The sequence below is a fragment of the Brevundimonas sp. genome, from assembly GCF_035561115.1.
GTDB lineage: Bacteria > Pseudomonadota > Alphaproteobacteria > Caulobacterales > Caulobacteraceae > Brevundimonas.
Genome location: NZ_DATMYH010000063.1, coordinates 1 through 24077, shown reverse-complemented (window position 1 = coordinate 24077; position 24077 = coordinate 1). Strand labels below are relative to the sequence as shown.

Genomic DNA, 24077 nt, shown 5'->3' with positions numbered 1-24077 from the left:
TCAGCGCTTAGCGTGGTTCCGGCGCGCGCGATACCGGCTCCTGCGCCGACCGGCGCCGGCCGACCTCGGAGACGTCGCGCAGGCTGGCCCGCACGGGCGCCGACACGCGATGACCCGCGCGCTCGGTGAAATCGAGGACGGTTTCCAGATCGGCCCGCAGCGCCTCGAGCCTGGGGCCCGGCTTCGGCTTATGGCCGGCGGCGTCGGTGACGTAGAAGCTGTCGACCGCGCGCTCGCCGAAGCCGGCGATGTGGGCCGAGCGGATCGACAGGCGGTGGATGGCGAAGGCCCGCGCCAGATCGGCCAGCAGTCCGGGACGGTCGGCGCCGGACACCTCGACGACGGCGGCGGTCGGACTCTCGTCCAGATCGACCATGGCCGTGGGGCGGACGTCGAAGGCGGCGCGGCGTGGGTTCGGCGGGGCCGCGGGGGCGGGGGCGACGGGCACGCCCCCGCGGGCCGCGGCCTCCAGCGCCCGGATCAGCCGCATCAGCCGCCGCGGTTCCGCCTGGCCATAGGGGGCTCCGGCGCCGTCCTGAAGCTCGAACACATCCAGGGCCGTGCCGTCGCCCGCCGTCGCCACGCGGGCGCCGACGACATCGGCCCCGGCGGCGGCGAGGGCGTCGGCCAGGTCGACGAACAGGCCCGGCCGGTCGCGGGCTGCGACGGCGACGCGGGCAGCGGCGCGCTCGTCCTCCTCGCCTCCCGCGACGGTTACGGCTTCGGCCGCGACCCCGTCGGCCCGGGCCCGGGCGACCAGATCGGGATAGTCGTCCAGCGGGTCGGCGTGGGCCGGGTCCTCCCCCCTGAATACGCCCTCGGTCCGCTGGTAGAGGTCGCGGATGAGGTTGCCCTTCCAGGCGTTCCAGACGCCGGGGCCGACGGCCCGGATGTCGGCCACCGTCAGGATCAGCAGGGTGCGCAGCCGCTCCGGGTCTCCGACCAGCTTCGTGAAGGCGCGGACCGTCGCCGGATCGGAGACGTCGCGCTTCTGGGCGTAGTCGCTCAGGGCCAGGTGATTGCGCACCAGCCAGACCACGAACTCGGTGCGGCGCGGGTCGAGACCCAGCCGGTCGCAGGCGCGACGCGCGGCGATGGCTCCGTCCTCCAGCTGGCCCCGGTCGCCGCCCTTGCCGACGTCATGCAGCAGCATGGCCAGCATCAGGGCCTCGAAATCGTCGATGCGATGGACGATCTCGGTCGAGGCGGGATGGTCGGCCTTCAGCTTGCCGCGCCATATGTCGTTGATGATGCCGATGGCCTGCAGGGTGTGCTCGTCCACCGTATAGGCGTGGTACATGTTGAACTGGGTCTGGCCGACGATCCGCCCCCATTCGGGCAGGAACCGGCCCAGCAGGCCCGTCTCGTTCATCAGCGTCAGGACGCGGTATGGACGCTGGCCGTGGGCGAGGATGTCGAGGAAGGCGCGGGTCGCCTCGGGGTCGCGGCGCAGCGACGGGGTCACCAGCGACAGCGACCGGCTGACGGCCGAGAAGGCGTCGGGATGCAGGTCCAGATCGTGCTCGTCCGCCGTGCGGAACAGCATCAGCAGTTTCTCCGGCGCGGCGGCGAAGACCTCGGGACCGGCGACCGACAGGCGGCCGGCGTCCTCGATGAAGCCCTCGACGCCCAGCTTGCGTTTGCGGCCCGGGATCAGTCGCGACAGGCTCAGCGTCGGCTTCTGCTGGCGCGCCTCCAGCTTGGCCGACATGGCGCGGGTCAGGGCGCCGACGTCGCGGGCGACCAGGAAATACCGGCGCATGAAGCGCTCGACCGCCGGCTCGTCGCCGCGCCCGCGCCAGCCCATCCGCCGGGCGACCTCGGGCTGAAGGTCGAAGGTCAGCTTTTCCTCCGCCCGGCCGGCGGTCAGGTGCAGGTGCGCCCGGGCGCGCCACAGGAAGTCGAAGGATTCCTCGAAGGTCCGCCGTTCCCGCGCGGTGAGCAGGTCGTCGAGGACCCGGGCGCCCAGGGGGCTGTCCGGCGCAAGGGAGCGGGCGATCCAGAACAGGGTGTTGAGATCACGCAGACCGCCCTTGCCGTCCTTGATGTTGGGCTCGACGCGATAGCGGACGGCGCCCGATTTCTGGTGGCGCAGGTCGCGTTCGACCAGTTTGGCGGCGATGAAGGGGCGCGGGTCGGCCTTGACCACCATGGCGCGGAAGCGGGCGATGAAGTCGTCGGCCAGCCGCGCGTCGCCGGCCAGCGGCCGCGCCTCCAGCAGGGTGGTGCGGATCACCATGTCGGACCTGGCCAGCGCCAGGCATTCGTCGACCGAGCGCGCGGACTGGCCGACCTTAACCCCGAGATCCCACAGGACGTAGAGCATGAACTCGATGACCTGTTCGGTGCGCGGGATCGGCTTCCACGGACGCAGGAACAGCAGGTCCAGATCCGAGAACGGCGCCAGCACGCCCCGGCCGTAGCCGCCGACGGCGATCAGGCTGAGCCGTTCGGCCTCGGTGGGATTGTGGGCGGGGTAGAGGGTTTCCGTGGTGAATCGCCACAGGGCGGTCAGCAGTTCGTCGGCCGCGGCGGAATAGAGCCGGGCCACCTCGACCCCTTCGCCCCCGGCCTCGAGGCGGCGGGCGGCCCTGGCGCGGGCGGCGTCGAAGGTTTCGCGCAGGGCCCCGGCGACCGCCTTGCGCACGTCGGGGGCGGACGCGGCCTCGATCAGCCGGTCGTCGAGGGCGGATGTCACCGGCGGCCCAGACCCTTCAGCCGGTACAGGGCCTCCAGCGCCTCGCGCGGGGACAGTTCGTCGGGTTCGATGGCCTGAAGCGCGTCCTCGACGGCGGACGAACGCGGCGGAGGGGTCGGCTCCGCCCATCCCTGGCTCTGGGCGAACAGGGGCAGGTCGTCGAGGCTGATCGCCGCACTCTTCTCGCCCTCCAGCCGGTCCAGCACCTCGCGGGCGCGGCTGACGACGGCGGCGGGGACGCCGGCCAGTTTCGCGACCTGTACGCCGTAGCTGCGGTCGGCGGCGCCGGGCGCGGCCTCGTGCAGGAAGACGAGGTCGCCGTTCCATTCCCTTGCCACCATCGACAGGTTGCAGACATGGGCCAGCCGCGTCTCGAGGCCCGCCAGCTCGTGATAGTGGGTGGCGAACAGGGTCCGGGCGCGGTTGCGGTCGTGCAGGGCCTCGGCCACGGCCCAGGCGATGGCGAGGCCGTCATAGGTGGCGGTGCCGCGGCCGATCTCGTCCAGCACCACGAAACTGCGGTCCGTGGCCTGGGTCAGGATGGCGGCGGTCTCGACCATTTCGGTCATGAAGGTCGAGCGGCCGCGGGCCAGGTCGTCGCCGGCCCCGACGCGGCTGAACAGCCGGTCGACCACGCCCAGCCGCATGGCCCGGGCGGGCACGAAGGCGCCGGCCTGGGCCAGGACGACGAGCAGGGCGTTCTGGCGCAGGAAGGTCGACTTGCCGGCCATGTTGGGACCGGTGACGATGGACAGGCGGGCGCAGGCGGCCCCTGATCCGTCGAGCGTGCAATTGTTCGGCGTATAGGGGTCGCCCTGCGCCTTGACCGCCGCCTCGACCACCGGATGGCGGCCGGCGGCGACCTCGAAACAGGTCGTGTCGTCGACGGCGGGGCGGACGGCCCCGACCTCCTCGGCCCATTCGGCGAGGGCGGAATGGGCGTCCAGTTCGGCGAGGGCCTCGGCGACGGCCTGAAGCGGCTGGGCCAGCGACTGCACCGTCGCGCGCCAGGTCTCGAAGGTCTCGCCCTCTATGGCGAGGGCGCGATAGCCGGCCTGGCTGATCTTCGCATCCAGTTCGGACAGTTCGACGGTGGTGAAGCGGACCTGGTTGGCGAGGGTCTGGCGATGGATGAAGGGGCTTTCGCCCGAGGGTCGCAGCAGGGGTTCCGCCGCCTTGGCCGAGGTCTCGAGGAAATAGCCGAGGACGGCGTTGTGGCGGATCTTGAACGGCACGCCCGCCTCGGCCACGGCGCGGGCCTCGAGGTCGGCGACGACGCGGCGGCTGTCGTCGCGCAGGCGGCGTGCCTCCTCCAGCTCGGGACGGTAGCCGGCCGAGACGAAGCCGCCGTCGCGGGCGAGGTGCGGCGGCTCGGCGACCAGACCCTCGGCCAGATCGACCAGCAGACGGCCGAGGTCGGGCGACAGGCTCAGCCGGTCCAGCGCCGCGGCGATGCGGGCCGGCGGGCCGGTCAGCGGGTCGCGGGCCGGCGGAAACAGGCCCGCTATGCCCTCGGCGATCGACAGGCCGGTGCGGATGGCGGCGAGGTCGCGCGGACCGCCCCGGCCCAGCACGAGGCGGGAGGTCGCCCGGGCCACGTCGGATGAGGCGCGCAGGCCGTCGCGCAGGTCGCGGCGCAGGTCGCGGCGCTCCAGCAGCCATTCGACGGCGTCCAGTCCATGGTTGATGGCGGCGGTGTCGCGCAGCGGTCGGGCGATCCGCTCGGCCAGGGCCCGGGCGCCGCCCGAGGTGACGGTGCGGTCGATGCAGGCCAGCAGCGACCCCTCGCGCTCCCCGCGCTGGGTGCGATCGATCTCGAGGCTCAACCGCGTCGCCGGATCGATGGCGAGGAAGCCGCTGTCGCCCGAGCGGCGCGGCGGCGACAGGGCGGGGATCTTGCCGGCCTGTGTCGTCTCCAGATAGGCGGCGATCAGGCCCAGCGCGGAGACCTCGGCCTCCTCGAAAGCTCCGAAACCGTCCAGCGAGGCGACGCCGTACAGCCGCTCGACCCGGACGCGTGCGCCGACGGGCTCGGCCAGCGCTTGCGGCAGGGCCTGAACCACGCCGCCCGAGCCGTCGAGCGCGGCCCTGGTCGTCTCGTCCGAGAACAGGCGGTCGGGGACCAGCACCTCAGAAGGGCGGAAGGAGGCGAGGGTCGCGCCGAGGTCTTCCAGCGAACAGGCGACGGCGTCGACCGTGCCGGCCGACAGCTCTACCACGGCCACGGCGGCGCGGCCCTTGCGCACCGAGACGGCGGCCAGACGGTTGGCGCCGCGCGCGTCCAGCAGACTGTCCTCGGTCAGGGTGCCGGGCGTGACGACGCGGACGATGTCGCGATGGACCACGGCCTTGGAGCCGCGTTTCCTCGCCTCGGCCGGGGCCTCCATCTGTTCGCAGATGGCCGCCTTGAACCCCTGCCGGATCAGCCGTGCCAGATAGCCGTCCAGGGCGTGGACCGGCACCCCGGCCATGGGGATGTCCTGACCCTGGTGCTTGCCGCGTTTCGTCAGGGTGATGCCGAGGGCGGCGGAGGCGATCTCGGCGTCCTTGAAGAACAGCTCGTAGAAGTCGCCCATGCGGAAGAAGACGATGGCGTCGGGCTGGCTGGCCTTGGCCGCCAGGAACTGCGCCATGACCGGCGTCGTCCCCTCGCTGGACGGGGCTGCGTCGGCTTTCGGAGGGTGGGCGAGGGGGGCGTTCATGGAAGGGGTGCAAGGTGAAGGATTGCGCTCCCGGCCTCAAGCGTCTTGCGCAAGCGGCGCCGCACTGCGACAAGCCCGGCAGGCGGTTAAGGGAACGCGGTGAGAAACCGCGGCTGTGCCCGCAACTGTAGGCGGCGAGGCCGTCGTCCGATCCGGGGAGCGATCCCCGGCGCCACTGGACCGCTTTCGGGCGAACCGGGAAGGCGTGGACGGCGACTGTTGAACCGCAAGCCAGGAGACCTGGCCGCCGACGTCGCTCGTCCGCTGTCCGGGGTCAGGCAGAGGCGTGGGGCCAACCCTTCCGCTTGAGCGGGGGCCGTTCCGTCGAAGCGACCCGACCCCAGCGCCGCGCCCCTTCCGGGGCCGGGTCGGTCGCTTTCACACGCCGCCGCGCAGCGCCAGCGCGGGGCCGACGGAGATCCGCGCATGACGCGATCCATCCTCTACGCCACGGCCGCCGCCGTGCTGTTTCCCCTGTCCGTCCACGCCCAGACGGCCAACGATCCCGACGCCGCCCTGCCCGAGGTGGTCGTCACCGCCACCCGCCTGCCGGCGATCGTCGCCGATACGCCGGGCGCGCGGGTGATCGACCGCCGGGTCATCGAGCAGCGCGGCGCGGTGTTCGCCGCCGACATCCTGCATGACGTGCCCGGCCTTTCGGTGGTGCGATCGGGCGCCTTCGGCGGCGTGGCCCAGGTGCGGATGCGCGGGGCCTCGCCGGGCAAGACCCTGGTGCTGGTCGACGGCGTCCCCGTCAACGACCCGGCCGAGGTCAACGGGGCCTTCGACTTCTCGGGTCTGGAGCTTTCTGACATCGAACGGATCGAGGTCCTGTCGGGCCCGCAGTCGTCGCTCTGGGGATCCGACGCCATCGGCGGGGTGATCGCCTTCACCACGCGCGACCTCGACGGGCTCGCGGCCGAGCTGGAGGCGGGGTCGTTCGAGACCGTACGCGGCCGGCTGGCGGGCGGCGTATCGACGGACCGGTACGGCTTTGGAGCCTGGGTTTCGCATTTCGACACCAACGGGATCTCCGCCGCAGACGAGGCCGACGGCAATCCGGAAGCCGACGGCTTCGCCACGACCACGATCGGAGCGCGGGGCCGCTACGCCTTCACGCCGGGCGTGGCCGTGGACGGCTCGGTCCGCTGGACCGACAGTGATGTCGATCTGGACGGCTATCCCGCGCCGGCGTTCGTCCTGGCCGACACCCTCGACAGCCAGTCCAGCGAGCAATGGTCGGGGTTCGGCCGCCTGCGCCTGAACGCACTCGGCCTGGCCCACCAGTTCAGCGTCTCGGCGTCGGATATTTCGCGCGAGACCGTCTCGGCCTTCCCCTCGGCCTTCGAAGCCGATCGGCAGGTGTTCCGCTGGCAGGCCGACGGCTCGGCCGGGGGCCTGGACTTCGCCGTCGGCGCCGAGCGCGAGGACACCGAGGGCAGCCTGTCGACCGGCCTGACCGAGGAACTGGGCGCGAGCTCGGTCTTCGCCACGGGCCGGATCGAGCCGACCGGGCGGCTCAGCCTGACCGGCGCCCTGCGGTTCGACGATACGGACGACTTCGGCTCGAAGACGACGGGCCGGGCGTCGGCCGCCCTGGACGCGGGGGCGGGCTTCACCCTGTCGGCGGCCTGGGGGACGGGCTTCAAGGCGCCGTCGATCAGCCAGGCGGTGTGCGACTTCTGCTTCTCGGCCCAGCCCTTCCCGGTGCTGCGTCCCGAAACGGCCGAGGGTTATGAGGGCGCGATCGGCTGGGGATCGGCGGATGGCCGCATCGGGGGCCGGCTGACCGTCTACCGCCTGAACGTCGAGGACCAGATCACCTATGTCTTCGATCCGGTCACCTTCGACAGCTACTACGTCAACGTCGCCGAGACGGCGACGGACGGCGTAGAGCTGGAGGGCCGGGCGCGGCTGGGCGGCGGGTTCGACCTGGCTCTCGCCTGGGCCTGGACCGACGCACGGGACGAGACGACCGGCGCGCGGCTGCTACGCGTGCCGGAACAGTCGGGATCGGCGACCCTGGGCTGGACCGGCGCACGGCTGTCCGGCGCCCTGACCGTGCGGGCGGAGAGTGATCAGGACGACGCCGGCGGGGTCCGGGAGGCCTTCATCACGGCCAATCTGAATGGGTCTTACGCCCTGACCGACAAGGTCACCCTGACGGCCCGGATCGAGAATCTGGCGGACGAGCGCTACCAGCAGGTGTTCGGCTACGGCGAGCCGGGCCGGTCCGGCTATGTCGGGATCAGGCTGCGGTACTGATGCGGCGCGAGCTGGCGGCGCTCGCCGCCGCCGGCTCCAGCTGCATGGCGGCCCAGTCAAGGGCGGGGGTCCGGGCGTGGGTCGCGGCCACGACCGCGCGCAGTTCGGCGGCCGAGGCCACGCTGGCGACCACGGCCGAGACTTCCGGCAGGCCCAGCGCATAGGCGAGGGTCGCCTGCATCGGATCGACGCGCGCCTCGGCGAGGCGGCGGCGGATGCGCGACAGGGTCGGGGCGTGGCGGTGCATCTCGGGCGGCAGGGCCTCGCTGTTCATGAACAGCAGGCCGTCGGCGAAGATCGAGGAGGCGTGGACGGCGACGTCGAGCGACGCCAGTTCGGACAGCACGCCGGCGTGCTGGGCCCGCTGGTCCAGCAGATTGCATTTCAGCTGGACGATGTCGGGCTGGAAGCGGCGGGCCAGCAGGGCGGGGCCGTCCTCCACGGCGGCGCAGAAGCCGATGCGGCGGTACAGGCCCCGGTCCTTGAGCGCCTGAAGCTTGTCCCACAGGGCGCGGCCCTCGGTTCCGGCGAGGTCGGAGGCGCTCGAGATCAGCAGGGCCTCGCCGCGCGGCAGGCCGAGCCGCTCCAGCGAGCGGCGGGCGCGGGCCTCGACCCGGTCGACGCCGTCGCTGACCGGTACGGTGCGGACCGAGACCTTGAAGGGCGAGGGGAAGGGCCAGGACTGGCCCAGCCAGCGTTCGCCGTCGCCGTCCGGGCGGGTGGCGACGCGGGTGACGCCGGAATCGGCGGCGGTCTGAAGCAGGAAACGCAGGGATTCCTCGCGCGCGCCCGCGGGCGCGGGAATGGCGCGATCCGGCGCGTGCACGACGGCCAGAGCGAGTTTGTCGACCGGAATCGGGGTGCGGCTTGGGATCACGGCGGGACTGTGAAGCCGAATGTTTAAGGCGCCCCTTCCAAGACCTTGCGCGAACCTTACCTTGCGAACACCGGTTTCAATCCACAGCCTGGCTGAGCGCGGCCAGAACGCCCTTGCCGTAACGGTCCAGCTTGGTCTGACCGACGCCCGGGATGTGGCTCAGCGTTTCGAGGTCTCCGGGCTCGGCGATGGCGATTTCCAGCAGGGTCTTGTCCTGGAAGATGACATAGGGCGGGACGCGTTGTTCGGACGCCCGGTCGCGGCGCCAGGCGCGCAGGGTCTCGAAGCGGGCGCGGACGTCGGCGTCCATGGTTTCCAGCGCGGCGTTGCGGCCGGTCCGGACGCGCTCCTTCGAGCCGACCACGCGGGCGGGGGTCAGGCGGACCTCGACCATGCGCTCGCCGCGATAGACGGCGCGGACGGCCTCCGGGTCGCCGATGCGGACCAGCGGCTTGCCGTCGTTGGGGTCCTCGACCAGCAGGCCCTCGAACATCAGATGGTCGACCACGTCGCGCCATGTATGCAGCGCGACGTCGGCGCCGATGCCCCAGGTCGACAGGGCCGTCTCCCACGGCTGGACCTCCTTCGTCTTGCCGAGCAGGTGGTCGATGACGCGGGTCTTGCCAAAGCGTTCGCCCAGCCTCTGGACGGCGGCCAGCGCCTTCTGGGCGGGAACAGTGGCGTCGAAGACGGCGGGCGGGTCGAGGCAGATGTCGCAGACGCCGCAGGGCTGGGCCGCGCCCTCGCCGAAATAGCGGCGCACCGTCTGCGGGCGGCAGGTCGCGCCGTCCAGCATGGCGAACAGCTGGCGGGCCTTGCGCACCTGCACCGCCTTGACCTCTTCGGCCATGGGGCGGCCGTCGAGGCGTTTCAGGGTCCAGGCGATGTCGGACGGGCCGTACAGGGTGATGCCTTCGGCGGGTTCGCCGTCGCGCCCGGCGCGGCCGATTTCCTGCCAGTAGGCCTCCAGGGAGCCGGGCGGATCGGCGTGGATGACGAAGCGGACGTCGGCCTTGTCGACCCCCATGCCGAAGGCGATGGTCGCCACCATGACGGCCCCGTCCTCGGCCAGGAAGCGCTCGAGCCGACGGTCGCGGTCGCGGGCGTCCATGCCGGCGTGATAGGCGATGGCGTTGGTTCCGGCGGCCTTCAGGGCGTCGGCCACGCGCTCGCAGCCGTCGCGCGAGCCGCAGTAGACGACGCCCGACTTGCCGCGCCGCTGGCGAACCAGATCGATGACGGCGGCGTCGGTCTTCGCCCGCGAGGCGTTCTCCTTGCGCACGGCCGAGAGCTGCAGGTTGGGGCGGGCGAAGCTGTCGACGAGAACTTTCGCGCCTTCGAGCCGCAGCGAGCGGACGATGTCGTCGCGGGTGCGGGCGTCGGCGGTGGCCGTCACCGCGATGCGGGGCGTGCCGGGGAAGAGCTCGGCCAGACGGCCCAGGGTCCGGTAGTCGGGGCGGAAGTCGTGGCCCCACTGGCTGACGCAGTGGGCTTCGTCGATGGCGATCAGACTCAGCGGCAGGTCGTGCAGCCGGTCGATCAGATGCGGCTGGGCCAGTCCCTCAGGCGAGACATAGAGCAGGTCCAGCTCGCCAGCCCTGGCCTGACGCCAGATGGCCGAGCGGTCGTCCATGGAGACGCCGGAATCGAGCCGGGCGGCGGCCACGCCCTGTTGTTTCAGCGCCTCGACCTGGTCGGTCATCAGGGCGATCAGGGGCGAGACGACAAGGCCGAGGCCCGGGCGCAGCATGGCCGGAATCTGGTAGCAGACCGACTTGCCGCCGCCGGTGGGCAGGACGGCCAGAACGTCCCGTCCCGCGAGGATCTCGGCGACCACGTCCGCCTGCAGCCCGCGGAAGTCGCCGTGGCCCCAGACCCGCTCCAGCGTCGCCCGGGCGTCGGCGAGCGACGGCGCGGCAATTGACGTCAGGGTTGAATCGGCGAGCATGGCGCGCTTGTGCCTCATTTGTTCTCGTTTGTCAGTCGGGAAGTTGGGCCGTTGAGGCCTGCCTGTGGAGGGGGGCAGCTGTTGTCCCGGCCGGTCCCCCGCTCTAGGAACACTCCATGGCCGACCTGACCGACAAACAGACCTTCTCCGACGAAGACGCGCTGGAGTTCCACCGCAGCCCGACACCGGGCAAGATCTCCATGGCGCCGACCAAGCCCATGGCGACGCAGCGCGACCTGTCGCTGGCCTATTCGCCCGGCGTCGCCATTCCGGTCCTTGCCATCGCCGACGATGCGGACAAGGCCTACGACTATACGTCCAAGAGCAATCTGGTCGCCGTGATCTCGAACGGCACGGCCATCCTCGGCCTCGGCAACCTCGGCCACATGGCCTCCAAGCCGGTGATGGAGGGCAAATGCGTCCTCTTCAAACGCTTCGCCGACGTCGACAGCTTCGACGTCGAGGTCAAGACCACCGACCCGGACGAGTTCGTCACCGTGGTCAAGAACATCGGCGACACCTGGGGCGGCATCAATCTGGAGGACATCAAGTCCCCCGAATGCTTCGTCATCGAAAGCCAGCTGCAGGACCTGCTGGACATCCCGGTCTTCCACGACGACCAGCACGGCACCGCCATCATCTCGACCGCGGCCCTGATCAACGCCGCCCATATCGCCGGCAAGAAGCTGGAGGACCTGAAGGTCGTCCTGGCCGGCGCCGGCGCCGCCGGCCTGTCGTCCATCGGCCTGATGAAGGCCGCCGGGGTGCGGCAGGAGAACACTGTCATCGTCGACCGCGACGGGGTGGTCTACAAGGGTCGGGACAACGTCGACCAGTGGAAGGCCGCCCACGCCACCGACACCCCGCACCGCACCCTGGCCGAGGCCATGGTCGGCGCCGACGTGGTCCTGGGCCTGTCCGCCAAGGGCGCGATCACCAAGGAGATGGTCGCCTCCATGGCGCCCAATCCGATCATCTTCGCCATGGCCAATCCGGACCCGGAAATCACGCCGGAGGACGTGCTGTCGGTGCGCTCGGACGCCATCATGGCCACCGGCCGATCCGACTATGTCAATCAGGTCAACAACGTCCTCGGCTTCCCCTACATCTTCCGCGGGGCGCTCGACGTCCGCGCCCGCCGCGTCAATCACGAGATGAAGATCGCCTGCGCCCGGGCCCTGGCGGCCCTCGCCCGCGAGGACGTGCCGGACGAGGTCGCCGCCGCCTATCGCGGCCGCAAGCTGAAATTCGGCCGCGACTACATCATTCCCACGCCGTTCGACCCGCGCCTGATCTGGTACATCCCGCCCTTCGTCGCCCAGGCGGCGATGGACACCGGCGTGGCGCGCAAGCCGATCGAGGACATGGACGCCTACCGGACGCAGCTGCGTTCGCGGCTCGATCCCTCGGCGGCCCTGATGCAGAACATCTCGGCCGCCGTGCGCGCCGGCCCGAACAAGCGGGTGGTCTTCGCCGAGGGCGAGGAGACGGCCGTCATCCGCGCCGCCTGGGGCTTCAAACAGGCCGAACTGGGCACGCCCATCCTGCTGGGCCGCGAGGAGCTGATCCGCAAGAACGCCGCCGAGGCCGGCCTGGTCTTCGACGACCTCGGCATCGAGATCGTCAACGCCCGGGTCAGCGAGCACAACGCCGACTACACCGACTGGCTCTACGCCCGCCTGCAGCGCCGCGGCTATCTGAAGCGCGACGTGCAGCGGATGATCAACCAGGACCGCAACTATTTCGCCGCCGCCATGTGCGCGCGCGGCCAGGCCGACTGCATGGTCACCGGCGTGACCCGCAATTTCAACATGGTGCTGAAGGAGGTCCGGCGCGTCCTCGACGTGAAGAATCGCATGATCGGCATGTCGATCCTGCTGGCCAGGGGGCGCACCCTGTTCGTCGCCGACACCTCGATCCACGAACTTCCGAACGCCGAGGAACTGGCCGAGATCGCCATCCAGGCGGCCGAGACGGTGCGCAAGCTGGGCAAGACCCCGCGCGTCGCCTTCCTGTCCTACTCGACCTTCGGCAACCCTCCGGGCGACCGCGGCGAGAAGGTGCGCGAGGCGATCCGCATCCTCGACCAGCGCGGCTGCGATTTCGAATACGAGGGCGAGATGCCGCCCGAGCTGGCCCTCGATCCCGAGGCCCGCGCCGCCTATCCCTTCATGCGCCTGACCGGCCACGCCAATGTGCTGGTCATGCCGGCCATCCATTCGGCCGCCATCTCGACCCGTCTGGTCCAGCAGCTGGGCGGCGCGACGGTGATCGGTCCGCTGCTGGTCGGTCTGGAGAAGTCGGTCCAGATCGTCAGCCTCGGCGCCTCGGTCAGCGAGATCATCACCGCCGCCACCTTCGCCGCCTATGACGAAGGGGCCTCGGCGGAGGGCTGACCTAGATGAGACCCGCCTCCGCCTTCAGACGGCGGTTCCGGCGGTCCAGCAGCCAGCACAGGAACACCGCGGGGATGCCCACCGCGGCCGTGCCGGCGAAGAACAGCGCATAGGCGACCATCAGCTCATGCCCCTGCTGCAGACCCTCGACGACCACGCCCGAGAAACCCTTCAGGAACTTGCCGAGCAGGGCGTAGAACGAGCTCAGCAGGGCGTACTGGGTCGCCGTATAGCCGATGCCGGTCAGGCTCGACATGTAGGCGACCAGCGCAGCCCCGGCCAGGCCCTCGCTGAAATTCTCGACGAACAGGACGCCGGCGAACATCGGCGTCGACAGACCGACCATGGCCATCAGCGTATAGCCGAGGTTCGACATCGGCCCGATCAGGGCGCCGAGCAGCAGCGTCCGGCCAAAACCGAACCGGAGCGCGAACAAGCCTCCGGCGGCGATGCCCGTGATCGAGCCCGCCAGACCGAACGTCAGGCGCATGGCGCCGATGGCCTCCTTGGTCAGACCCAGTTCGAGGTAGAAGGGGCCGACCATCGGTCCCATGACGAAATCCGGCAGCCGGTAAAGGCTGATCGCCGCCAGCATGAGCAGGGCGGCGGTCTTGTGCGTCGCGAGGAAGTTGATGAACGGCCCGACCACTGCGTCGTAGATGCCGCGCAGGGTCCACGGCGCTGCATGGCCGATCGCCTTGCCGATTTCAGACCGGTCCAGCGGCTCCTTGGCGAAGAGGGTCGCGATGATGGCGATCGACATGGCCGCCCCCCAGATACCGTAGGCGCCGTTCCAGCCGAACCAGGTCGCGAAGAACAGGATCAGCGCATTGCCAGCCAGCATCGCGAACCGGTAGCCCAGCTGATAGGCCGAGGTCAGCAGACTCAGGTCCTCGTCGTTCTCGGCGGTCTCGATCCGCCAGGCGTCGACGACGATGTCCTGGGTCGCCGATGCGAAGGCCGTCACAAGGGCGGCCGACCCCAGGGCGGTCAGCCCGCCCTCGGGACCGATGATCGCCATGGCGATCAGGGCGCCGCCGACCAGAATCTGGGACAACAGCATCCAGCCGCGCCGCCGTCCGAACAATCCGAGGATCGGAACGTCGAACCGGTCGACCACCGGCGCCCAGAGGAATTTGAACGAATAGGCGAGGCCCACCCACGAGATAAAGCCGATGGCGGACAGGGCGACATCGCCTTCTGCCAGCCAGAGGCTGAGGGTCGCCCCCGTCAGCAGGAACGGCAGGCCGGAGCCGAAGCCCAGCAGCAGGGTGATCAGGACGCGACCCCGACCCAGCGCCTTGAAGACATCCTTCGTGCCCGCCTTGCGCGGCGCGGCGTCCGTGGAGCTGTCAGTCATCGGTGCGTCCCTCGAAGCGACGCCCCCGCGTCCCTATCCGACGGCGACCTTGGCGCGCTCCGCGCGGTTCGTCCAGCGGGCCAGCGACGCCCGCAGGCTTTCCAGCTCCAGCGGCTTGACCAGATGATCGTCCATCCCGGCCTCGAGGCAGGTGCGGCGGTCCTCGGCGAAGGCGTGGGCGGTCAGGGCCACGATCGGCGTCTGGTCGCCGCGGGCGCGGATGGCCCGGGCCGCGCTGGGCCCGTCCATGCCGGGCATCCGCATGTCCATGAAGACCAGGTCGTAGCGGGCCCGCTTCATCGCATCGACGGCCTCATGGCCGCTGGCGGCCGTCTCGACGGCGCAGCCCTCGCGCCGCAGCAGGGTCGCGGCCAGCAGGGCTCCGACCGGATTGTCCTCGACCAGCAGCACCCGCGTGCCCGAAAATCGGGTCGTCGCCACGCGGTCGTCCTCGGGCGGAGGCGGGGGCGGCAGGCCGGGCTGCATCGGAACCCGGGTCCCGGCGGCCGCCAGCACCCGCTCGGCCACCGAGGCGCGGCGCAGGGGCTTGATCAGATAGCCGTGGAAGCCGGCGCCCTTGTAGCGGGCGATCAGGTCGCGCTCGGACGGCTTCAGCAGGATGACGCCGCGGCCCTGGGCCGGCCGGGCGACCATGCCCGATCCGGCGGCGCGCGCCGCATGATCGATCAGGACCACGTCCGCATCGGTCCTGTATCGGCCGCCCGACGCCTCGATCTGGGCGATGGCTGCGGACTTCACGAACGGATCCGGGCTGATCACATTGACCGTACGGCCTTCCAGCGAGCGGGTGCGGACCGCGTTCTTCACCGCCGGGAAGGCGGCCTCGAAGCGGAAGCGCGCGCCGGGGCCGTCGGGCCGGTCGCCGACCGTGACGGTCCCCTTCATCGCCGCCGCCAGTTTCGACACCACGGCCAGGCCCAGGCCGGCGCCGCCGAACCGGCTGGCGTCCGAGGCGTCGACATGGCCGAACTCCTCGAAGATCCGCTTGCGCGCCTCGGCCGGCACGCCCGGGCCGGTGTCGTCGATGATGAAGGCCAGCCTGGGCCGGGACGCCACGCCGTTGACCCGTTCGACGGTGATGCGCACGCCGCCGGTCTCGGTGAATTTCACGGCGTTGCCGGCCAGGTTGAACAGCACCTGCCGCAACCGGCCCTCGTCGCCGATGATGTCGACCGCGTCGGCGGCGACCGACCAGACGATCTCCAGTCCCTTGTCGTGGGCCCGCGGGCTCAGCAGTTCGGTGACGCCGCGCACCAGCGCCTCGAGGTCGACCGGCGCGGCGTCGAATTCCAGCTTGCCGGCCTCCAGCCGGGCGTAGTCGAGCAGGTCGTTGACCAGGCCCAGCAGATGCTCGGCCGAGGATCGCGCCGCCTCGGCGTAGGCGCGCTGCGCCCCGTCCAGCCGCGTGCGTTGCAGAAGCCCCAGCATGCCGATGACGCCGTTCAGGGGCGTGCGCATCTCGTGGCTCATCAGGCGCAGGAACTGCTGCTCGGGCGCATCCGTCTGCGCGGACTGCGCCTCCATCGGTCCCGTGGTCTTCGTCCGTCGCGCCATTCTGGCCCCCACGCCCCTTCACGTTCGGCGGGAAACATGCGGCGTCAGGGGTTAACGCCCGCTCAAAAGCCGTCAGAAAGCAGGGACGTCCGCGCGATGGGAGGTCTGACGCTCGAAATCGTCCTGCGCCCCTACGGCCGAGCGGCGATAGACCAGGGCCTCGGCGATATGCCGGCGCAGCACCCCGTCGCGTCCGTCGAGGTCGGCGATGGTGCGGGCCAGCCGCAGGGTCCGGGTCCAGCCCCGCGCGGTCAGCCCGCCGGCTTCCCCGGCTCGCATCAACAGGGCCCGCCCCGCCTCGTCCGGCGTGGCGAACCGGTCCAGCGTCTCGCCCGAGGCCCGGGCGTTGACGGCCTGGTCGCGGGCCACGGCCGGGTCGATCCCGGCGCCGCGCAGCCGGTCTTCCTGCATGGCGCGGGCGGCGAACACCCGGGCGGCCGCCTCCGCCGTGCCCTCGGCCGGCGGCGGCAGGGCCATGTCGGACGCCGTGACCGGCGGCGTCTCGACGGTCAGGTCGATGCGGTCGAACATCGGCCCCGAGATGCGGTTCTGATAGTCGCGCTGGCAGCGCGGAGCCTTGCCGCAAGCGCCCTTGCCGCCGCCACCGATTCCGCACCGGCAGGGATTCATGGCCGCGACCAGCTGGAAACGGGCCGGATAGCGGACATGGGCGTTGGCCCGCGCCACCACGATCTCGCCGGTTTCCAGCGGCGCCCGCAGGGAATCCAGCGCCTGGGCCGAATATTCCGGTAGCTCGTCCAGGAACAGCACGCCGTTGTGCGCCAGCGACGCCTCGCCCGGTTTGGCCTTGAGCCCGCCACCGGTCAGGGCCGCCATCGAGGCCGAGTGGTGCGGCGCGCGGAACGGCCGGTCGCGCGTCAGGGCTCCGCGCTCGATCAGACCGGCCACGGACCAGACCATGGAGGTCTCCAGCAGCTCCTGCGGCGTCAGCGGCGGCAGCAGGCCCGGCAGACGCGCCGCCATCATGGACTTGCCCGAGCCCGGCGGCCCGACGAACAGCAGGTTGTGGCCGCCCGCCGCTGCGATCTCGAGCGCACGCTTGGCGCTCTCCTGACCCTTGACCTCGCGCAGGTCGGGAACCGCCGCCCCCATCCGCACCGGTCCGGGGCCGGGCGCGCGCAGCACCTGACTGCCCTTGAAATGATTGACCAGGCCGATCAACGAGCGCGGGGCCAGGATGTTGACGTCCCCCGCCCAGGCCGCCTCGGGCCCGTTGGCCTCGGGACAGATCAGGCCCAGCCCCATGGCCGAGGCCGCGACCGCCGCCGGCAGGGTTCCGCCCACCGGCGCGATCTGGCCGTCCAGATTCAGCTCGCCTACGGCCGCCCAGCCGTCCAGCGCATCCGGCGCGATCACCCCCATGGCGGCCAGCAGGGCCAGGGCGATCGGCAGGTCGAAATGGCTGCCTTCCTTCGGCAGGTCGGCGGGAGCCAGATTGGCGATGATCCGCCGCGAAGGCAGGGCCAGGCCGATGCCGGCGAAGGCGCCGCGCACCCGTTCGCGGCTCTCGGCGACGGCCTTGTCGGGCAGGCCGACGATGGCGAAGACGATCGGGCCGTCATTGCCGACCAGCTGCACCTCGACATCGACGCGCCGCGCCTCGACGCCTTCGAACGCGACCGTCACAACCCGAGCCGCCACCGCGCCCTCCCGTGTCCGGAGGGGAACGAAACACGAACCCGGAGCTCGCGCAACCTTAATCTCGGCCGCGCCTCAACCCAAACGTCAAGCTCCGCGCTTGCGCTCGATCGCGTCCCACATCAGTGCGGCGGCGTCGACGCCGGTGAACCGCTTCAGCTGCTGGGCGCCGGTCGGCGAGGTGACGTTGATCTCGGTCAGGTAGTCGCCGATGACGTCGATACCGACAAAGATCAGGCCGCGCGCCTTCAGCGTCGCGCCGATGGCGGCGCAGATCTCGCGGTCGCGGGCGGTCAGTTCGACCGGCGCCGCCGTGCCCCCGACCCGCAGGTTGGACCGCACCTGGCCGGAGGCCGGAATGCGGTTGATCGCCCCCACCGGCTCGCCGTCGATCAGGATGATCCGCTTGTCGCCCTTTTCGACCGCCGGGATGAATTTCTGGATCACCAGCGGATCCCGGCTGCCCGTCGCATGGATTTCGATCAGAGCCTCGAGATTGGGGTCGCCGGCCTTCAGCCTGACCACGCCCGAACCGGCCGCGCCGTGCAGCGGCTTCAGCACCACGTCGCCATGGCGTTCGTGGAAATCGACCAGGGCGACCGGATCCGACGAGATCAGGGTCGGCGGCTGCAGGCCCGGGAAGCGCGTCGCCAGCAGCTTCTCGGGAGCCGAGCGGACCTCGGCCGGATCGTTCACCACCAGCGTGCCCGGGTGCACCGTCTCCAGCAGATAGGTCGCCGTCACATAGGCCATGTCGAACGGCGGGTCCTGGCGCATCAGGATGACGTCGACGTCGGCGCCGAGATCCAGCTTCACCTCGTCGCCGAAGCTCACATGATCTCCGGCGGTCTGGCGCAGGGTCACGGGCCGGGCGCGGCAGAACAGCCTGCCGTCTTCCAGCGCCAGGGTGCGGAAATCATAGACCCACTGGGCGTAGCCCCGATCCTGCGCCGTGATCATCATCAGCCAGGTCGTGTCGGACTCGATGTTGACCGCCTCGATGGGGTCCATCTGGATCGCGACTCTCAACATGACATCTTCCCTGGGCCTACCGCGCGTCGCGCTACTTGAGGCCCGCGCGTTCAAGGGCGCTCAGCCGTGCCTTGGCTAATGGGCAGCGAGGGGCGGCGGCGCAAGCCTAGTTGAGCTGGAGCCTGACCCGATCGACCGACATCCGGCGGGTGACCTCCATCGGGTCGTCCAGCGTCCGGGCGTGCGACAGGGCCTCCAGCGCGCCGGCCAGCGCCCCCTGCTTCTCCCGCGCGGCGGCCACGTCAAGCCAGGGACGGTGATCCTCGGGGTCGAGCAGGGCGCGGCGCAGGGCCGAGCGCTCGGCGCCCTCGAAATCCTGGGCGCGGATGGCGCGGCTGAACAGGACGTTCTGCATCCGGATCAGGGCCTGCCGCTCGCTGACCGGCGCCATCAGCACGTCCAGACGGTCGGCCACGTGCGGGGTCAGGCCGGCCCTGAGCGCGCGGCGCGTCAGTTCCGACGGCAGAACCAGCCGACCCTGGCTGAAAGGGTCCAGCGCCACCGGGCCCTCGGGCGTCTCTACGCGCAGCAGGAAATGGCCGGGGAAGTCGACGCCCTGGGCCTTCACCCCGGCCCGCCGCGCCGCGTCGAGGTAGAAGACGCTGAGCGCCACCGACAGGCCGCGCCGGCGTTCGGCCACGTCGATGACATCGGTGTTGGCGGCGTCGTCATAGTGCAGCAGGTCGCCATTGAGCCGCAGATCGGCGGCCATGGTCTCGGCCAGGGCGTCGTCGGGGCTTTCGCCGCCGATGCGCTCGGCCAGCCGGTCGGCCGCATGATTGGCCAGGGTCCGGACCGGTTCGGGATCGCGGAACGGATAGTCGTGGATGGCGCAGGCGATGGCCGCCTCGAGCAGAGGGAACGCCTCATCCCCGGCCTGTCCAGCCTCGGTCAGCACGGCGATTGCATCGTCGCGAGTCATGCGGCGCCCCTCCCGAAGGCGTCAACGCCGCGACGATGGCGCGGAAACCGCCCGGGAGCCAGCGCCACCATATCGATTCTCAACACATGACCGGCCAAGCTGGGTCTTTGGCGCAACACCGCCCGGCCCGCGGCCAGCAGGCGATCGTACTGATCCGGGGTCAGGGCGTTCAGGGCGGCCTCAAGCGTGGCCCGGCGCTTTACCTCGACCACGGACAGGATCCTGCCGCGCCGCGCCAGGATGTCGATCTCGCCGCTGCGGGTCTTCAGGCGGAAGCCGAGAACCTGATAGCCCTTCGCCATCAGCAGCGCCGCCGCCAGCCATTCCGAGCCGTGGCCGGCCCGGTGCGCCCGCGATCCCAGACCGATACGCCAGTCCCGTTTGATGCGCGCGGCCTTCGGCGCCTTCAGCCGGGTCGCGGGCTTCGGGCGCTTCACCGCCCCTGCATCTCCAGCGCCCGCTTGTAGAGGGGTTTGCGCGGCAGGTTCAGCGCCCGCGACACCTCGGCGGCGGCCTCGCCGGGCGGCAGGCGGGTCATGGCCTCGGCCAGGGCCGCATCGGCGTCGGCCTCGGAGGCGACCTCGGTTTCGCCGGGCCCCACGACCACGACGATCTCCCCCCTGGGCGACTGGCAGCGCGGATCGACGGCCAGTTCGGCCAGCGAACCGCGAACGCATTCCTCGTACAGCTTGGTCAGTTCGCGGGCGACGGCGGCGGGGCGCGGGCCGAGCACCGCCGCCATGTCGGCGAGACTGTCGGCCAGACGGGGGCCGCTCTCGAAGAAGACCAGGGTCTGGCGCGCGGTCCGCACCTCTTCCAGCATCGTGCGCCGCGCGCCGGATTTCGGCGGCAGGAAGCCGGCGAACAGCACCCGGTCGGCGGGCAGGCCGGCGATGCAAAGCGCCGCCAGCAGGCTGGACGGGCCCGGGATCGGATGCACCGGCAGGCCCTCGGCGATCACCGCGCGGGCGACCACGAAGCCGGGGTCGCTGACCAGCGGCGTCCCCGCGTCCGACACCAGCGCCACCACCGCCCCCTCGCGCAGCCGTTCGATGGCCAGTTCCGCGGCCCGCGCCGAGGCGTGGTCGTCGCAGCGCTCGAGCTTTACCTTCAGCCCATAGGCCGACAGCAGTTTGGCGGTCACCCGGGTGTCCTCGGCCAGCACCAGATCGGCGGCGGCCAGAACATCCAGCGCCCGCAGGGTCATGTCCCTCAGGTTCCCGATCGGCGTCGCCACCAGATACAGGCCCGACGCCACGGTGCGCGGCGGCGGTGCGGTCGGCGGAAACGGCGAGGGATCAGACATAGCCGGGACCGTGCCAGCCGCGACCGGCCCGCTCAAGGGCGGTCATACCAGCAGGGCGCGCAATACGCCGTCCAGAACCGGGCGGCCCTGCGCCGTCGCCACGACCCGCTGGTCGCGCCGCGACAGGAAGCCGTCGGCGATCAGTCCGGCCAACGGCTCGGCTTCCGGCGACAGGCCCAGAGCGGTCAACTCGCCCAGCCCGACACCCTCGACGGTGCGCAGCCCCAGCAGCACCTTCTCCTCGGCGGCCTCGGCCGGCGACTGGGCCGCCCGCTCCGACCACGGCGCGCCCGCCGGGACGCCGGTCAGATATCCGCCGATCCCCCGCTGCGCGACGGTCGCCGTCCGGACGCCGTTCAACGTCAGCCGCCCGTGCGCGCCCGGCCCGACGCCGAGATAGTCCCCGCCGCGCCAGACGTGCAGATTGTGCGACGACCGGGCCGCGACGCCGCGGGCGTGGTTGGACACCTCATAGGCCTCGAACCCCGCGCCCTCGAGCACGGCTTGCGTGGTCTCATAGAGGGCGGCGGACAGATCCTCGTCCGGGGGCGTCCAGGCGTGGCGGGCGACGGCGCGGCCGAAGGCGGTCGCGGGCTCGATGGTCAGTTGATAGGGCGAGACGTGCTCGAACCCCATGTCGAGGGCCTCGGTCAGTTCGGCCGTCCATCCGTCCACGGTCTGGCCGGGCCGGGCGTAGATCAGGTCGATCGACAGCCGGGCGAAGGCGCGGCCGGCGACGGCCACGGCGCGGCGGGCCTCGTCCGCCGAATGGTTGCGGCCGAGGAAGGCCAGGGCCGCGTCGTCCAGGGCCTGAACCCCCATGGACAGGCGGTTGACCCCGGCGTCGGCAAGGGCGTCGAACCGGTCGGCCTCGGCGTCGGTGGGATTGGCCTCCAGGGTGATCTCGATCGGTCCGCGCGGTTCGAACAGGCCTTTCGCCCGCGCGATCACCGCCCCGACCGCGTCAGGCGCCATCAGCGAGGGCGTGCCGCCTCCGAAGAAGATCGAGGCCAGCCGGCGCGGGCCGGTCAGGGCCGCCTGGGTCTCCAGGTCCGTCAGGATCGCGCGGACCAGACCCGCCTGTTCCTCCGTCCGCCCCCGGTCGCGCACCACGTTGAAGTCGCAATAGGGGCAGATGCGCGCGCAGTACGGCCAGTGAACGTACAGGGCGACGTCGTTCCCGGGATCTGGAACCGGATCAGTCAATCAGCGCCGCTTTCAGCTTCGCGAACGCCCGGGCGCGGTGGCTGATCGAATCCTTCAGCGCCGGATCGAGTTCGCCGAAGGTCAGGCCGTGGCCTTCGGGAATGAAGATGGGGTCATAGCCGAAGCCGCGGTCGCCGCGCGGCGGGAAGGTCAGCAGACCGTCGACCCGGCCCTCGACCACCACCGCCGGCCCGTCGGGCCAGGCCACGGCCAGCGCCGATGTGAACCAGGCGCGCCGATCGTCGGAACCGATCTCCTCGAGTCTTTCTTCCACGCGGCGCATGGCGAAGGCGAAATCCTTGTCGGGTCCGGCCCAGCGCGCGGAAAATATGCCCGGAGCCCCATCCAGCGCCGCGACCGACAGGCCCGAGTCGTCGGCCAGGGCGACCTCGCCGGACCGGTCCGCCGCGTGACGCGCCTTCAGCAGGGCGTTGCCCGCAAAGGTGCTCTCGGTCTCTTCAGGCTCCGGCAGGTTCAGGCCGGCCGCGGTGACCACGTCGTAATGTCCGTTCAGCAGCGCGTCGATCTCGACCGCCTTGCCGGGGTTGTGGGTCGCCACGACCAGCCGCATCCCTTTGATAAGATTGAATTTCATTCCGATCACGCGCTCCGCAACAATCCATTGCCAAAGTTTAATATCGTTAAACGATATGTAACATGACTTTCTTCAACGCACGTCCTATCTATGTCTTCAAGAACGGACGCCGCGACGTTCCCCGAACAAGCCGAAATCGGCAAGATCGATGCAGCGGAACAACGAACGAGGGGTGAAAATATCCCTCACTCAGGAACTACGGAGAAAGACCATGAACACCATGAACGCTTCCCACTTCATCGAAAAGGTCGGCCACGGCGTCCTCAACGCCTTCCTGCTCGCCGCCCTGCCGACCGCCCTGGTCGCCACTCTGATCCAGGCTCTGTGATTCTTCCCCGGCCTGATGCAGCCCGACGGGCGGCAGGCCAAACAGAATGTCTCATCGGAGCTTTGACGATCGGCATGACAATCGCGATGAATAAGCCCGCGTGTGGGTTCGCCGGACCCCGCGCGGCATCCTCGCCCCGAACCCCGGCCGACTGACGAGGCCCGACCATGCGCTTCCCGAAGACGATACCGCTCGGGATTCGCCCGCCTGCCCTTCCGGGAATTGGTCCCGGATCCATGTCCAGCCTGCTCGGCGTCGCCCTCTGGGCCGCCTTCTGGATCCTGGCGTTGCTGACCCTGGCCGCCGCCCTCTTCTTCATTTTCATGGCCTTCGTGCCGATGGGCCCCCTCGGCCTGACCGCGACGTCCGACGACGGCGGCACCAGCGTGCCTGTCCCGCGGGCCTATGTCCTGTTCGGCGTCGGCGCCATCACCGGCTATCTGGGCGGTTTCGCCCTGATCCTGCGCCACCTGCGCCGCATCGTGCACAGCCTGCGCATCGGCGACCCCTTCCAGCCCGCCAACGTCAGCCGGCTGAAGCAGATCGGCCTGACCCTGGCCGTCGTCACCGGCGGCGCCTGGATCGGCCAGACCCTTGTGTCGCGGCTGGTGCGCGGCGCGCTCGAGCCGCCCGGCATGTTCGACCTGGTCACCCCCGCATTTTCCGTCCTCGTCGTCTTCGTCCTCGCCGAAGTGTTCCGCGAGGGCGCGCGCCTGCGCCGCGAATCCGAACTGACAATCTGAAAAAGGTCCGCTAGAGCCCCGCCATGGCCATTCGCGTCCAGCTAGATCGCATCCTCGTCGAACGGCGCATGTCGCTGACCGAGCTGGCCGACCGCGTCGGCGTGACCCTGGCCAATCTGTCGATCCTGAAGACGGGCAAGGCCCGGGCCATCCGGTTTTCGACCCTGGACGCCCTGTGCCGCGAACTGAACTGCCAGCCCGGCGACCTGCTGGTCCAGACGCCGGGGCCGCAGGACCCGGGCTCCGACGAGGACGCCGACGGGGACGCCTCCGGCACGACATGAGCCGCCGCGACGACCTGAGCCCGGAGGACCGCCGCATCTGGGCGCGGGTGGCGGGCTCGGTGAAGCCGTCCAGACCCAGGAAGGCCGTACGGGTGATTCCCGGCGCCGCCGTCGCCGATCCTCCGCCCGCCCCACTCCCCAAGAAGCCGGTGAAGCCCTCCGGCGTCGTTCCCGCCTGGAC

Annotated in this window: 17 protein-coding genes, 1 pseudogene and 1 riboswitch; of the genes and pseudogenes, 5 read left to right on the top strand and 13 right to left on the bottom strand. The window is 70.8% G+C overall.

Features of this window, described 5'->3' with window-relative positions; all coding sequences use genetic code 11:
- Positions 1–7 precede the first annotated feature (7 nt).
- Both glnD and mutS read right to left on the bottom strand, forming a co-directional pair.
- A complete protein-coding gene (gene glnD, locus VN378_RS08370) occupies positions 8–2698 on the bottom strand; it encodes a [protein-PII] uridylyltransferase (RefSeq protein ID WP_325742799.1) in 2691 nt (896 codons plus the stop codon).
- On the bottom strand, positions 2695–5400 hold the full coding sequence (gene mutS / locus VN378_RS08365; RefSeq protein WP_325742797.1) for a DNA mismatch repair protein MutS: 2706 nt from the start codon (positions 5398–5400) through the stop codon (positions 2695–2697). Before mutS ends, glnD begins: the two co-directional genes overlap by 4 nt.
- An 89-nt stretch (positions 5401–5489) precedes the next feature.
- Positions 5490–5642: riboswitch (cobalamin riboswitch) on the top strand.
- A gap of 184 nt (positions 5643–5826) precedes the next feature.
- Between mutS and VN378_RS08360 the strand changes: the two genes are divergently transcribed.
- Positions 5827–7665 (top strand): TonB-dependent receptor plug domain-containing protein, encoded by a 1839-nt coding sequence (locus VN378_RS08360; RefSeq protein WP_325742795.1) that lies wholly within the window; start codon positions 5827–5829, stop codon positions 7663–7665.
- On the opposite strand, the gene VN378_RS08355 is transcribed toward VN378_RS08360, so the two are convergent.
- Together VN378_RS08355 and recQ are read right to left on the bottom strand one after the other, a co-directional pair.
- Positions 7649–8542, bottom strand: a complete 894-nt coding sequence (locus tag VN378_RS08355) for an aldo/keto reductase (RefSeq protein WP_325742793.1) — start codon at positions 8540–8542, stop codon at positions 7649–7651. The genes VN378_RS08360 and VN378_RS08355 overlap by 17 nt on opposite strands.
- Before the next feature lie 76 nt (positions 8543–8618).
- Positions 8619–10490, bottom strand: a complete 1872-nt coding sequence (recQ, locus tag VN378_RS08350; protein ID WP_325742791.1) for a DNA helicase RecQ — start codon at positions 10488–10490, stop codon at positions 8619–8621.
- A gap of 116 nt (positions 10491–10606) precedes the next feature.
- Between recQ and VN378_RS08345 the strand changes: the two genes are divergently transcribed.
- Positions 10607–12886, top strand: coding sequence for an NADP-dependent malic enzyme (locus tag VN378_RS08345; protein ID WP_325742789.1), 2280 nt, complete (start codon positions 10607–10609; stop codon positions 12884–12886).
- A 1-nt stretch (position 12887) separates the two neighbouring features.
- Here VN378_RS08345 and VN378_RS08340 read toward each other — a convergent pair whose 3' ends face one another.
- The 9 genes from VN378_RS08340 to rdgB form a co-directional block, all read right to left on the bottom strand.
- Entirely contained in the window at positions 12888–14246 is a 1359-nt protein-coding gene (locus VN378_RS08340; protein ID WP_325742787.1) for an AmpG family muropeptide MFS transporter, read from the bottom strand.
- Between the two features lie 33 nt (positions 14247–14279).
- Positions 14280–15821 carry a response regulator gene (locus tag VN378_RS08335; RefSeq protein WP_325742785.1) on the bottom strand — a complete coding sequence of 514 codons (1542 nt, stop codon included), beginning with the start codon at positions 15819–15821 and terminating at the stop codon, positions 14280–14282.
- A gap of 72 nt (positions 15822–15893) precedes the next feature.
- Positions 15894–17483 carry a YifB family Mg chelatase-like AAA ATPase gene (locus tag VN378_RS08330; RefSeq protein WP_325742783.1) on the bottom strand — a complete coding sequence of 530 codons (1590 nt, stop codon included), beginning with the start codon at positions 17481–17483 and terminating at the stop codon, positions 15894–15896.
- An 84-nt stretch (positions 17484–17567) separates the two neighbouring features.
- Positions 17568–18512, bottom strand: a complete 945-nt coding sequence (gene gshB / locus VN378_RS08325) for a glutathione synthase (RefSeq protein ID WP_325742781.1) — start codon at positions 18510–18512, stop codon at positions 17568–17570.
- A 106-nt stretch (positions 18513–18618) separates the two neighbouring features.
- Positions 18619–19434, bottom strand: coding sequence for a SirB1 family protein (locus VN378_RS08320; RefSeq protein WP_325742779.1), 816 nt, complete (start codon positions 19432–19434; stop codon positions 18619–18621).
- Positions 19431–19820, bottom strand: a complete 390-nt coding sequence (locus tag VN378_RS08315) for a YraN family protein (RefSeq protein WP_325742822.1) — start codon at positions 19818–19820, stop codon at positions 19431–19433. Before VN378_RS08315 ends, VN378_RS08320 begins: the two co-directional genes overlap by 4 nt.
- 47 nt (positions 19821–19867) lie before the next feature.
- Entirely contained in the window at positions 19868–20740 is an 873-nt protein-coding gene (gene rsmI, locus VN378_RS08310) for a 16S rRNA (cytidine(1402)-2'-O)-methyltransferase (RefSeq protein ID WP_325742777.1), read from the bottom strand.
- Positions 20741–20782: 42 nt separating this feature from the next.
- Positions 20783–21946 carry a radical SAM family heme chaperone HemW gene (gene hemW / locus VN378_RS08305; RefSeq protein WP_325742775.1) on the bottom strand — a complete coding sequence of 388 codons (1164 nt, stop codon included), beginning with the start codon at positions 21944–21946 and terminating at the stop codon, positions 20783–20785.
- Complete coding sequence (gene rdgB / locus VN378_RS08300; protein WP_325742773.1) at positions 21939–22541, bottom strand: RdgB/HAM1 family non-canonical purine NTP pyrophosphatase; 603 nt, start codon at positions 22539–22541, stop codon at positions 21939–21941. Before rdgB ends, hemW begins: the two co-directional genes overlap by 8 nt.
- 564 nt (positions 22542–23105) lie before the next feature.
- Between rdgB and VN378_RS08295 the strand changes: the two genes are divergently transcribed.
- The 3 genes and pseudogenes from VN378_RS08295 to VN378_RS08285 all read left to right on the top strand — a co-directional run.
- Complete coding sequence (locus VN378_RS08295) at positions 23106–23612, top strand: DUF2975 domain-containing protein (RefSeq protein WP_325742772.1); 507 nt, start codon at positions 23106–23108, stop codon at positions 23610–23612.
- Positions 23613–23635: 23 nt separating this feature from the next.
- A complete protein-coding gene (locus VN378_RS08290) occupies positions 23636–23896 on the top strand; it encodes a helix-turn-helix transcriptional regulator (RefSeq protein ID WP_325742770.1) in 261 nt (86 codons plus the stop codon).
- Positions 23893–24077, top strand: a pseudogene (locus tag VN378_RS08285) (DNA mismatch repair protein MutS); the annotation flags it as partial. The gene VN378_RS08290 and the pseudogene VN378_RS08285, both read left to right, overlap by 4 nt.